The organism is Streptomyces sp. NPDC030820 (genome assembly GCF_055572075.1).
Map to the genome: position 1 here is coordinate 1 of NZ_JBVIEB010000034.1, position 12,250 is coordinate 12,250.

9 protein-coding genes and 3 pseudogenes are annotated in these 12,250 nt (G+C 68.3%); 2 read left to right on the top strand and 10 right to left on the bottom strand.

Annotation, left to right across the window (positions count from 1 at the left end):
- Positions 1–550 precede the first annotated feature (550 nt).
- Positions 551–1,033 carry an ROK family protein gene (locus ACZ418_RS42675; RefSeq protein ID WP_468374249.1) on the bottom strand — a complete coding sequence of 161 codons (483 nt, stop codon included), beginning with the start codon at positions 1,031–1,033 and terminating at the stop codon, positions 551–553.
- 411 nt (positions 1,034–1,444) lie between these two features.
- On the opposite strand from ACZ418_RS42675, the gene ACZ418_RS42680 reads away from it, so the two are divergent.
- Positions 1,445–1,951 (top strand): carboxymuconolactone decarboxylase family protein, encoded by a 507-nt coding sequence (locus ACZ418_RS42680; protein WP_468374231.1) that lies wholly within the window; start codon positions 1,445–1,447, stop codon positions 1,949–1,951.
- Positions 1,952–2,444: 493 nt separating this feature from the next.
- On the opposite strand, the gene ACZ418_RS42685 is transcribed toward ACZ418_RS42680, so the two are convergent.
- The 7 genes and pseudogenes from ACZ418_RS42685 to ACZ418_RS42715 form a co-directional block, all read right to left on the bottom strand.
- On the bottom strand, positions 2,445–2,756 hold the full coding sequence (locus ACZ418_RS42685) for a hypothetical protein (RefSeq protein WP_468374234.1): 312 nt from the start codon (positions 2,754–2,756) through the stop codon (positions 2,445–2,447).
- Positions 2,753–4,745 (bottom strand): annotated as a pseudogene (locus tag ACZ418_RS42690) (acetoacetate--CoA ligase). Before ACZ418_RS42690 ends, ACZ418_RS42685 begins: the two are co-directional and overlap by 4 nt.
- A 249-nt stretch (positions 4,746–4,994) precedes the next feature.
- Positions 4,995–5,078 (bottom strand): annotated as a pseudogene (locus ACZ418_RS42695) (FAD-dependent monooxygenase); the annotation flags it as partial.
- A 68-nt stretch (positions 5,079–5,146) separates the two neighbouring features.
- Positions 5,147–5,290 (bottom strand): annotated as a pseudogene (locus ACZ418_RS42700) (fumarylacetoacetate hydrolase family protein); the annotation flags it as partial.
- A 131-nt stretch (positions 5,291–5,421) separates the two neighbouring features.
- On the bottom strand, positions 5,422–6,285 hold the full coding sequence (locus tag ACZ418_RS42705; protein WP_468374237.1) for an SDR family NAD(P)-dependent oxidoreductase: 864 nt from the start codon (positions 6,283–6,285) through the stop codon (positions 5,422–5,424).
- A complete protein-coding gene (locus ACZ418_RS42710) occupies positions 6,282–8,693 on the bottom strand; it encodes a CoA transferase (RefSeq protein WP_468374239.1) in 2,412 nt (803 codons plus the stop codon). The genes ACZ418_RS42705 and ACZ418_RS42710 overlap by 4 nt, the downstream gene beginning before the upstream one ends.
- On the bottom strand, positions 8,690–8,938 hold the full coding sequence (locus ACZ418_RS42715) for a hypothetical protein (protein ID WP_468374242.1): 249 nt from the start codon (positions 8,936–8,938) through the stop codon (positions 8,690–8,692). Before ACZ418_RS42715 ends, ACZ418_RS42710 begins: the two co-directional genes overlap by 4 nt.
- Positions 8,939–9,164: 226 nt before the next feature.
- Between ACZ418_RS42715 and ACZ418_RS42720 the strand changes: the two genes are divergently transcribed.
- On the top strand, positions 9,165–9,371 hold the full coding sequence (locus tag ACZ418_RS42720) for a hypothetical protein (RefSeq protein ID WP_468374244.1): 207 nt from the start codon (positions 9,165–9,167) through the stop codon (positions 9,369–9,371).
- A 1,010-nt stretch (positions 9,372–10,381) separates the two neighbouring features.
- Here ACZ418_RS42720 and ACZ418_RS42725 read toward each other — a convergent pair.
- Positions 10,382–10,720, bottom strand: coding sequence for a winged helix-turn-helix transcriptional regulator (locus ACZ418_RS42725; RefSeq protein WP_468374246.1), 339 nt, complete (start codon positions 10,718–10,720; stop codon positions 10,382–10,384).
- A 620-nt stretch (positions 10,721–11,340) separates the two neighbouring features.
- Positions 11,341–11,718: a YybH family protein gene (locus tag ACZ418_RS42730; RefSeq protein ID WP_390858476.1), complete on the bottom strand. Its 378-nt coding sequence runs from the start codon at positions 11,716–11,718 to the stop codon at positions 11,341–11,343.
- Between the last annotated feature and the right edge of the window lie 532 nt (positions 11,719–12,250).

A 12,250-nucleotide genomic window follows, 5' to 3' on the forward strand; every position in this document is an offset into this window, starting at 1 on the left:
CGTTCCGCCGGCCTGTCCGCGAAGCAGACCGCAACGCCGCACGCGGCCCTGATCTCCCAGAACCCGGACAGACCCAGTTCATGTCCTCCCACCCCCGTAGTGCAGCCCACGCCTCTTGATGAGAGTGCCATGAATCAGGTGTGTACCCCATGAAGCAGTCACCTGATGAGCACGTCAACGGATCATGTGATCAAGGACCCTTAGGACTCCCTTAGGGCGTGTCGCTTGCCGCAGCCGGTGCCGGCCCGAGTGTGCCGAAGTGAAGTCGATGCTGATGTACGTGAACGGCCTGTCCGTCGAACTGCTGACGGAGCTGGTCGCGCTGGCGGTCGAGAAGACCGCGCGGGGCGGGGCTGAAGCTGATGGGTGAGGGCGGGATTCTGTCCGAGCTGGCCCAGCACCTGATGCAGGCGGCCCTCGAGGCCGAGATGGACCCGGGCCGCCGAGCCGGCCGGGTCGGCGTGCGTGGGTCACTTAACGAACTACCGATGGGTAACTTGATGGTCCGTATCGGCAGGCCGCATGTCCAGGGCATGGTCCTCGACGTAGTTCAGAGCGTGCCGGACGGCTCCGACCGAGACGATAGCGTCGCCAGTCGCGAGACGGCGACCAGTGGCGGAGTAGATGTGTACGTCGACAGCCGGGCTGTGAGGTCTGGGGTGATCGCGTCGGCGGACTCGGCGACTGCGCCGCCGATGACCATCAGTGCCGGGTTGAGCAGGATGCCCAGGGATGCGATCACCCGGGCCATGGACGTGGCCAGCCGGTCCAGGATCTTCAGAGCCACGTGATCCCCGTCGGCTGCGGCGGCGAACACCATCTCTGCCGTGAGGTCGTCCGGGGAGTTGTGGCACATCTCGCTCAGTGAAGTCGGCGCGGCGGACCGGACAGCTTCCCCGCCCCATGCGCGCGCGAGGGCGGCCAGACCCGAAGGCCCTTGACCCCCTCGAGCAGGCCCCACGTAGCCCAGCTCACCAAAGCCGCCCCGGCTGCCGTGCAGAAGCCGCCCCGACTCGAAGACTCCCGCGCCGATCGGTCGCCCGCGAGTAGGACGGCGAGATCGTCAACGCCCTGGGCTGCTCCCCGCCACCGCTCGCCCAGCGCCGCCAGGTCGGCGACGGTGGACGACATCCGGTTGCATACCTCCTGCAGCGCCCGGAAGCCGAGCGGCTCCGCACGCAACTCCCAAAGCGCGAGCAGCATCCAGCGGCGCCCGAGCAGGTCCAGCAGCGCCATGATCGGCCGTCCGGTGCGCGATGACCACTCTGGTCGGCCGGGCAGCGGTGCGGGCATGGGCAACCTCCAAGATTGCGCTTCGATTTTCGAAGCGCTATGGTCGCTTCGTTTTCCGAAGCAGACGTCAGGAGTGTAGTTCATGACTCACGCCCCCACCGGCCCTCGGATTCCACCGCTGGAGCCCCCCTACGACCCGACCACAAAGACCATGCTTGACAAGTGGATGCCGCCCAACAGCGGAATGGAGCCGCTGGCGCTCTTCCGCACCTTCGGGGTGCACGACGACCTCGCCTCCCGCATGCGACCGCTCGGCGCCGGCATCCTGGGACACGGCCGGGTCGAGCCGCGGCTGCGCGAGGTGATGATCCACCGCACCTGCGCTCTCTGCGGCGCGGAGTACGAGTGGGGGGTACACGCCGTCGGTTTCGCCAAGCCGCTCGGCTTCACCGATGACCAGCTCTTCTCCACCGTCCACGGCAGCGCCGAGGATCCCGTGTGGTCGCAGGACGAAGCGCTGGTCTTCCGCCTCGCCGACGAGCTTTACGCGACGAACGGTGTCGGCGATGAGCTGTTCGCCGCCCTGAGCGCGCTGTTCTCGCCCGACCAGATCCTCGAGCTCGTGATCACCGCAGGGTGGTACCGGACGATCTCCTACGTCATCAACACCGCCCGGGTCGAGCTGGAGGAATGGGCACCGCGATTCCCTCTGGGATAGGTCGCACCCGGTGTGGCCGGGCCGGATACTCGCAGGTGACGGTACTGGCCGCCGGAGGCGGGTAGGGGTATCCGAGCAGGCTGCTGGGCGGACAGCACAAGGCAATGGGCGGATGGCCGCCCGGCTGGATGAGGGCGGCAAACCGGCAAGGACGGAACGCCTTGTGACCTCCGGCCCGGTCCTCGCACCACATGCTGGCCCGCCTGGCGCGGAAGATTCGGTGCCACCCCTCGGCAGCGTGATCGTCGGCGGCACCGGGTTCCTCGGGAACGGGGCCGCCTCGGCGAGCGTGTTCCCGGGGGTTTCGCACCTGTGCGAGGATCTCGACCCCGCTCTGTCTGCGCTGCGGCGGGGCCGGGCAGCCCTCCGTGTCCAGCCTCCCTGCTCGCGCGGATACCGCCACAGCTTCGCGCGCAGTAGTGCGGCCTCATCCAGGCATGGACCGGGCCGCCCACTCGGCTGCTTCACATGGCCCTCTCGATCCCGTCGAGGATCAGGTCGAGCCCGAACTCGTCGCTGTAGTCGTAGCCGGGTCGCAGCACGTGCTCCGGGCACGGCGCGCCGCCCACGGCGACCGTGACCGCCGACCGCGGCCCCCGGCCGAGCTGGTTGTTGGCTCGGCCAGGTGTGGGTACCGGTCGGTCGCCTCCTGCGTGAGGATGGCCTGCGCCAGCTCCGCAGTCTCCTCGGGGGTGTCGAAGGGCAGGCTGCGTTCCTGCAGGGCGAACCCGTAAACGTAGCTGCCGAGGGCCGAGTAGAAGACCTGAGCCAGAACGATGGTGAGGGCGATCTGTGCTGTTCTCATGCGTCGGCGGTCCTGCGGCGGCGTTCGGCTCCCAGGCGGGCGTAATAGTCGACGATTTCGGGGGCGTCCACGGCGGCGGGGTTGACGACCTGCTCGGGGGGAGTGCCCTGGAGAAGGCGCTTGACGGGGACTTCGAGTTTCTTGCCGGTGCGTGTGTGCGGGATGGCCGGGACTTCGAGGATCTCGTCGGGGACGTGACGAGGGGAGGCGCCGGTGCGGATGGCTTCCTTGATCTTCTCGCGGAGGGCGTCGTCCAGGGTAACTCCTGCGGCGGGGACCACGAACAGGGGCATCCAGTAGCCGCCGTCAGGTTCCTCCGCGCCGATGACGAGGGCTTCGGTGATTTCGGGAAGGCGTTCAACGACGTCGTAAATGTCGGCGCTGCCCAGGCGTACGCCGTTGCGGTTCAGCGTGCTGTCAGATCGGCCGTGGACGATCACCGAGCCGTGACCCGTGACCGTGATCCAGTCGCCGTGCCGCCACACGCCGGGGTAAGAGGAGAAGTAGGCGTCGCGGTAGCGGGTGCCGTGGGGGTCGTTCCAGAAGTACAGCGGCATCGAGGGCATGGGGCGGGTGACGACCAACTCGCCGACCTCGTCGGTGGCTGGGAGGCCCTCGGCGTCGTATGCGGCCAGGGCCACGCCGAGGTGGGGCGCGGACAACTCCCCGGCCCAGGCGGGAGTGTTGGGCGCGCTGCCGGCGAAGCCGGACACCACGTCCGTGCCGCCGCTGGTGGATGCGAGCAGGACATGGTCGCCCACGTGGTCGCGGACCCAGGGGTAGGCGGAGGCCGGCAGGGCGGAGCCGGTGCAGCCGACCACGCGGACGGAAGACAGGTCGTGGCCGGACGGGTCGATGCCCAATTTGGCCATGCTCAGCAGGCACTGGGGGCTTGTGCCGAAAACGGTGACCCGGTGGCGCGCGGCCAGCTCCCACAGGATGTCGAGCTTGGCGAAGGGCGCAGGACTACCCTCGTACGTGCACGTCGTGGCACCGGTCAGCAGTGTGGAGACGACCAGGTTCCACATCATCCAGTGGGTGGTGGTGTACCAGAGCAGGCGGTCGCCGGGGCGCAGGTCAGAGTGCAGGCCCAGTGTTTTGAGGTGCTCAAGCAGGACCCCTCCGTGGCCGTGGACGATGCCCTTGGGCAGGCCGGTGGTGCCGGAGGAGAACACGACCCAGAGCGGGTGGTCGAACGGCACCGGCGTGCAGGCGAGTTCCTCGGTGCGGGTGGACGCGTCCTCCCAGGGCACCGCCAGGGACGGGCGGGTGGCTTCGGGCCATGGCAGGCCCACGTGGTCCACCAGCAGCGTCGCCTTCAACGTCGGAAGGGCGTTGGCCAGTTGGAGGGCGGCCTCCCGGCGGTCGTGGGTGGTGCCGTTGAAGAGGTAGCCGTCGGCGGCGATCAGGACGGTGGGTTTGAGCTGTGCGAACCGGTCGGCGGCGGCCTTGGGGGCGTAGTCCTGCCCGCACACCGACCACACGGCGCCGAGACTTGCGGCAGCGAGGAAGGAGACGATCGCGTGCGGGGTGTTGGGCAGGTAGCCCACCACTCGGTCGCCCTGCCCCACCCAGGTCGCGCAGGGTTGCTGCCACCGAGGCGACCTGGGAGCGTAGCCGCTTCCCGGTCATCTCGTACCCGAAGCCGGTCTCGTGGAGGGCGATGATCGCCACGTCGTCGTCCGTGAGGTTGCGCAGGGCGTGGTGGGCGTAGTTGAGGGTGGCACCGGCGAACCAGCGGGCGCCCGGCATGGTCTCCTCGGCCAGGACCCGCTCGTACGGGGTGTCCGCCTCGACGTCGAAGTACTCCCACACCGCGCCCCAGAAGCCCTCCAGGTCGGTGACCGACCAGCGGTGCAGGGCGGCGTAGTCGGCGCCGCCCTCCGGGCCCCCGTGCCGGGCCGCCCAGCGGGCGAAGTCCACGATGCGACTGGCCGCTGCGGCCTCCGCATCGGGTGTGAAGAACGGGTTCGGGTACGGCGTGTTCATCGCGGCATGCTCCTCAACAGGCGTTTTCGGATAGGTCCGTTGAGCAGGGACAAGGGATTCGGGTGGTATGCAGCAGGGAAGCAGCGCGGCAGTCCGCCCGTGCCTTGCGCAGCCAGGCGGTGAGCCGACCGTCGTCGCCGTGGACGGTCCGGGCACCGAGGCCGTCAGCGATCGCCTGCCGTGCGGGGACAGCGGTGCAGCCGTCACCAGGGCGAAGGAGTCGCCGAGCAGGTCGTCGAGTCGGGCGCGGCGTTCGAGGACGACGGTATGTATTCCGCGCTGGGCCAGGAGGAGGGCGGCGGTCACGCCCACGGGTCCGGCTCCGACGATCACGACGGGTACGTCTGCCGAGTTGGCTCGACCGTCATGTACGGCGCACTTCGGGTATCGGTTCGCGTCGGTCAGTTCGCGTCGGTCACGGGCGTTCGCTGCTCGCCGAGCTCGATGCGTCCGTCCGGGGTGGCGATGGCCGCGGTCACCACATCGCCCTGCCGCAGGTAGTGGGGGTTCTTCGCCTGGCTCTTGAAGAACGCCTTCCATTGCAATCCATCCTGGACGTCAGGCTCCAGGGCGGCAGAACCATCGCAGAAAGCCGTCAGCCGGGCACCCATGTAGATGCTGAAGGGCTGGGAGACAAAGGCCCCTCGGGCGAGTACCAGATTCGGGGTATATGCGTTCACCTCAGCCTCACCTCATTAGTGACTGAATCGATCTCACGCGTCAGGCGGGAGATGAGCCTCTGCGACGCGGCTGGCATCAGCCGCTGGTAGAGGCGCGGCGCGTGGCGCTTGACCGACCACAGAATGCGGGCCTGCCGCGGGGTCACCACGTAGAAGCGTCCTGACCCAGCGGCGTGAAGCATCTCTTTTGCAACAGTGCGAGCGTCCAGGCCCGAGCGCTCCGCCAGTTGCGCGGTGAGGGCACGTGCCTCCTCGCTCCCGATGGTCAGTTCCGGCAGCCGGGAGCGGTAGAAGGCCGACAACTTCACTGTGACGCCGATGCCGCTGCCTGCGAGTTCGGACGCCAGCGTCTCCGACAGGGCGAGGACCGCCGCCTTAGAGGCGTTGTACGCACTTACCCGCGGCAGAGCGTGGAAGGCGGCCGCGCTGGCAACATTGACGATGTGGCCTGCCTTTTGCTGACGCATCACCGGTAGTACGGCGCTGCAGCCGTGCACCGTTCCCAGCACGTTCACATGCAGGACTTCCTTCCATACGTCGACCGGAACCTCCTCGAAACGCCCGCCCGCGCCGATTCCCGCGCTGTTGACAACAAGATCGACCCCGCCGAATGTGACCACGGCTTCGTCGACGACAGCTTGGACGGCATCGGCGACCTTGACATCGACGCCCCTGTGCAGAGCGCGGCCCAGTGAGGAGTCTGCTTTCAGGCGGGCGGTGTCGATATCCGCGGCCATGACTCTCCACCCGGCGTCGAGCAGAAGAAGCGTGGTCTCGCGGCCGAGGCCGCTCGCCGCACCGAAAACGAGGGCCCGCTTTCCCGGGAACCGGCGGGTGAGCTGCGAAGCACTGTGGGTCATGACGGCAGGTACTCCGAGGTGATGTGATCGGCTGCCACTCCGTCTTGAACCATCCGGCGCACGGCGTCGGACTCCGCCCAGTCGGAGAGCGTGGTGACGGTGTCGCTTCCGGGTTTGGCGGCCGGAGCGCCAGATCGCAGCGGGCCACGGCGGCTGAACCGGAGATACGTCGGTGCCACCGCCGTGACCGATGTTCCGGCGGGGTGGTTGGGCTCACGGAGTAGGCCCAGCGTGCGGGTGGGATCGTTTGACGCTTCCTGCTCGCGTATTTCGTCGAGACTGCGTACAGGGATCGCTCCGGCTCCGGCGGCGCGCAGAGCCGCGACTGCATCGCGGACCGTGCGCCGTCGCAGTGCCGCAGCAATCTTCTCGGCCACCGCGCCCTCGCAGGTCAGGTCCGAGGACTCGGAGCAGGGCGCTATCGCGAGCGCATGAAGGACGTCAGTGAGCTGGTCGTCGCGGGCACCAAGTGCGAGATGGCCGTCGCGGGCCCGGTAGAGGCGCTGGAGCGCGCCGACTCCGACCGCATTGGGCCCGGACGGTTCTCCGTCGAATGCCGCATGGCCGTTGGAGAAGAGCATGAAAGGTAGTTGGGCGAGGCCGGCGGCGGCCGCCAGTGAGGTGCGGGCAGGAGGCGGTGTTCCCCCTCGGGCTCGGACCAACAGGCCCGCAACGGTTGCCAGCGCGGCGAGATAGCCGGTCAGTGCATCAACGCAGGAGGCGACGGCGTGCAGTTCGGGGGCACTTCCGCCGTAGCGGAGCATGATGCCCGTCGCGGCCTGCAGGACGGGGTCGTAAGCGCGTCGTTTTGCCCACGGTCCCGCAGAGGGTCCCTCAAAGGCGGAAATTGTGGTCCAGGCCACATGCGGGGCGGCAGCGCGCAGCTCGCGTGGGTCGAGCCCCAGGCGGGCCAATGCCTGGCCGGAGAAGTTCTCGACCACTACATCGGTGTGACTCAGCGCGCGACGCAGCGTCTCCGCGCCTTCGGGCCGAGCGATGTCGAGGAGGACGGAGCGCTTGCCGCGATTGACCTCCAACCCGTACCAGCAGACCATTCTCGGACCGTGATGAGGCCGCGGGGCATCGATCTTGATGACGTCGGCGCCCAGTTCGGCCAGGGTGCGTGCCGCTATCGGCCCCGCGACCATGCAGGACAGGTCGATGACGCGGCAGCCCTGCAGAGGCAGGCTCTTGGGCGGCGGCACCGGGAACGGTACGCCCTTTGCCTCAGGTTCGGCGTCGTACCACACGGCCGGTCCCGGAGCGCGGATACCGTTGCGGTCGGTGAACAACCCCGCCAGTGCCGTCTCGGGCAGCGCCGCCCACTCCGCAGACGTCCGCTGCACAGCGCAGGGCAGACCCGCGTCGCCGAGCAGCCGTTCCCAGTCGTGTGCGGGTCGAGTCGCGAATGCGTCGGCCAGAGCCTTGCGCACCTTGCGGCGTGCGGCCGACGCAAGTGCGCTGCCGTCAAGAAGGTTGTCGCGACGCGACGGCCCGTAGAGGCTGTGGGTCCCCAGGCCCGTGGAGCGAAGACCGTCAAGGACACCGACCTTGTCCAGGAGCATGGTGGGGAGTCGGTCATGGTCCATGGCGAAGACGTAGAGGAGCCGACCGTCCGCGCAGGCGTAGGAGTCCATGAGCGGCGGGACCAAGCCGCTGGCCAGCCCGCCCACGCGTTCCCGAAGTCTTAGGGGCGCGTGCGCAAGGACGGCTCGCGCCGCCCCGACCAGCGGCTTGACCAGGGCAGGGAGAGGCGGCGTGTCGTAGCGGCTGGGCTGGCGTTCGAGGTGCAGCAGCACCGGCCCCATACCAGCCAGCAGCGATGCCGCGAGTGGGACTTCCACATGATCTCCACAGCCGTCGCGCTCACGGCCGACCAGCGCTGCCACTGCTGCCAACGCTCCGTGTACCCCACCGTAAACGGACGCTAGCGGCAGCGCGGTGAATACCGGAGGCAGACCCACGAGTCCACGAATGAGGCTCGTGTCGGTGTACAGCCCACAGGCCGCGCCAAGCACCACCTCCCAAGCCGGCAGATCGGACAACTCGGTGTCGGTGCTCGCGAAGCCCGGCTGGCTCACCCAGATCAGTCGGTCGTCGCGCGCGCGACAGTCTGCGGCGTTCAGGCCCGCCCGCTCAAGTGCGCCCGGGCGTGCGTTTTCGAGCACTACATCGCACCCTGCAATCAGCACCTCGGCCTCCGCGCGGTCCCGTGGCTGACGCAAGTCGAGCGATACCTCCTCCTTGCCGGCCGCCAACGCGCGGTCGAGTGGCTCGGGAAGCTTCGCCGACCCGGCAGGCACGACGCGGATCACGTCCGCGCCCAAGTCGGACAGGAGACGTCCAGCCAGGGCTCCGGCGAGCCAGCCTCCCAGCTCCAGAACGCGGATACCCTGCAGCGGTTTCACGCGGCCCTGCCTTTTTGGGTTCGTCCTGAAAGTTCCCGACCGCGGGGCTCCTCTTCGGCCTCCAGCAGTTGCATGATCGGGTCGGCCAGTTCGGGCGGAAGGGTGCCCGGCAGGAACCCAAGGGCAGGGACTTCGGCGTGTGCGGCAGCGCTGCACGGGAGTTCGTCGAAGGCCGCCGCGGCCACGACACCTTCGAAAGCCGCACCGGGGTGCGCGGTGGTGCTTTTCATCATCATCGTTCTCACAGGGGCAGGCGGGAAAGATGTCGCGACAGGTGGCGCGTCGCGGTCGCGAAGTCGGCGGGCGGCGGTGCCACACAGAAGCCGCTTCGATTTTGAAAGTACCGTAGCGGTTCGAAAATCGAAGCACAAGTCGCCGGGAAAGCGGCACCAGTTGCGCGACCCGGAGGCGGCAACCTCCGCCGCGCAGTGGCACCCGTGTCCCCGCTCTCTGAGAGGAGGTGACGCAACCATGGAACTCGACCTCGAGGCTCTGGCGATGCTGCCCGCCGAGGAGGAGGCCGGCTACCTGGGTGAGTGGACCTGCACCGGACCGTTCTTCCTGCTTCTTCAGCGGCCGGCCCTGATGACAGCCAGTCGGCGGCTCGCCTCGGCTCCTCGAAGGGAGGTGATCATTCATGGAGCCAGACCTAGACACCTTGGCCATGCTCCCCGCTGAAGAGGTGGAGACCGGCACCTTCTCTGCTGCAAGTTCGCAAGCTGGATTTGGGAGGCGGCCGTATGAGGGGCCGTCCCTCCCCTCTCTCTGGCTTCGGCGTCCTCGTGAGGCCACCGCCGAACAGGCCGCAGCAGCATGCTGTCGTCCAGCAGCGGCAGGAGTTGCTCGGGGGGACGGTCTCGGCCGACGCGACCGGCCCGAAGGCCGCGCCGAGCGGGGCCCGCGTCCCGGTCCCGTAGATGCGCTCTTGCGTTTCGCGGGATGCCGGCAGATTTCCCAGCCGTACGCCAACTCGGCATGGGAATCGGGACAGGCGCCCCTGTCGGTGGGTTCCGGGAAGCGGACGCCTGGCCCAGGCGTGCGGTGGATGGCTTCCGAGGGCGGGTGGGTGTGCCCTGCGGCGCATTCGAGCACGACCTGGACGGGCTGCTCGCAGGCTTCTTCACCGCGACCCGGGCGGTTTCGTGGGCGTTCGTTCACCGGCCGGCCGCTGTCTACGTCCGGGGAGCACCCACGGACGCGCCCCGCTACAAGGCCGTCCCGTCCGTGCTGGAAGGGCACGCGATGAGCACGGACGGGTGGGTGTCATCGCCAAGGTCACCGAGGTGATCCTCGACGCCGAGAATGGTCCGTGGCCACGCGATCCCAGTCGGATCTGGGTGATCCCCACGGAGGTCCCCGAGAGCCACTGGGGCGGACGCGGCCAGATCACCCCGCTCGCGGCCATTCATGACCCGGCTCACCGGCTACGACCCCGAGCAGGCCGGTGAGCTCGCGGCTCAACGCATCGCAGCCAGCCGGGCCGAACGCGGCTGCGTACCGCAAGCCGACTGGTGAGCGGCCCGGGTCAATCACATGGGAGTGACAGCCGGCGCCCGGCACCTGCGGCGCCCGTGCCGCCGAGGACTGAGCCGCGCCCGCACTCAGGACAGTGCCTGCACCCCCAGCCCGAAGCCGCGAAAAGTCAATGTCCAACCGTTGGCTACCCACTCACCCTGAGAGTGGCGCCGTCACCCTGCCCCGGGTCGGCGCCGAGCGCCTTCGGGGCGGTCTCCATCGCGTGGCGCCGGGCGGGTGTCGGCAATGTCTTGAGCCCACGCCTTGCTCCAGGCGTCCAGGGGCTCAAGCGCGTCAAGCAGTTGCCGCCCTCGCCTGGTCAGCGCATATCCGGCGCCGGGGTCGGCGGTCACCAGCCCCGCCTCGTCGAGCTCGGCGAGGCGGTCGCTCAGCACGCTGGACGACATCCGATCGCACGCGTCCTGCAGCGCCCGGAAGCCGAGCGACTTAGTGCGCAATTCCCAGAGCACGCGCAGCGTCCAGCGGCGCCCTAGCAGGTCCAGCAGCGCCATGATCGGCCGTCCTGTGCGCGATGACCGCACTGGTCGGCCGGGCAATGGTGTCGGCATGGGCAACCTCCGCGATCCGCTTCTATTTTCGAAGCGCTAGTATAGTCACTTCGTTTTTCAAAGCAGATATGGAGTGTAGTTCATAACTCGGTTTCCACGCTGGCTCGCAGATACCGCCGTTGGAGCCTCCCTGTGACCCGGCCACCAAGAGGATGCTTGACGAGTGATTGCCGCCCAACAGCGGGATGGAGCCGCTGGCACTGTTCCGCACCCTTGGCGTGCACGACGAGCTCGCCTCCCGTATGCGACCGCTCGGCTCCGGCATCCTCGGGTACGGCCGGGTCGAGCCGCGACTTCGCGAGGTGATGATCCACCGGACCTGCGCACTCTGCGGCTCTTCTCGACTGTCCACGGCAGCGCCGAAGATCCGGTGTGGTCGCAGGACAAGGCGCCGATCTTCCGCCTTGCCGACGAGCTCTACGCGACAAATCCTAGCGGGGGAGCAACGGCACGGCGCGCCATCACTGCCACCTGGACTCGCCTCTATGCCTGACCAGCGAAGACGAAACCATCCTCACGTCCGGAAAGCCGACAGCTGCCCATTTCATGACCTTGGAGCAAGTTCAGCGGGCTCCGGCCGGATTGGTGTCCTCGCCAAGGTAGGTGCCGTATCCCTCGATGACCAGCGGGCCGTCGAAGATGAGCACTTCGTTGACCAGGCCGCCCTTCTGGTTGCGGTAGTTGATGACCAGGCAGTTCACGCCGACGTAGCTGCCAAGTACTTCGAATCGCAGGTCGGGGATACGCCGTAGGCCTTCTGCCCAGTAGGCGCGCAGTGCGTCCTTGCCTCGGATGACCCCGTCACCACCGAGCAGTTGCGCGGCCACTGGCGACCGGAACGAAACGTCCTCGGCGTAGTGCGTCAGCACAGCCTCCAGTTCGTGCGCGTTCCACGCCGTTACCCAGGAGTCGACGAACTGCCGCGCGGTCGCATGATCCATGGGCGCATTATGCCAGGCCGCCCCAGGACCGGGGCGGTCCACTCGGCGGGCGCCAGTTCCGTCGGAGCGGTGGGCAAGCCCGTCGCCGTCGAACTGTTCTGCGATCACGCCCTGATGCAGGGAAAGCCGCAGTCCACAGCATGCAAGGCCGACCATCGCGAGCGCCTCAAGCAGTGCGGGCAATCGCGTCCGAGGCTGCCCTCCCCAAGACGATCACACTCGGCGGCCACCACGCGGCACACCTCGGCCGGCTACTTCGCGAGGTGGAGCGATTCCTCGCCCCCAGCACCTACACCGGCACAACACCGTTCCGAGCGCTCTACTAACCGGTCCTCCTCGCCCGGATCTGGGGGTCCAGCGCCGAGCTGGACCCCTTCCCGCGCCTCGCACCACCGTACTCGCGGTAATCAAGAGGGGCGGGCTGGGCGACGGGAGTGGGAGCTGGAGGACCTGAACTGGGTCTGTCCGGGTTCTGGGAGATCAGGGCCGCGTGCGGCGTTGCGGTCTGCTTCGCGGACAGGCCGGCGGAACA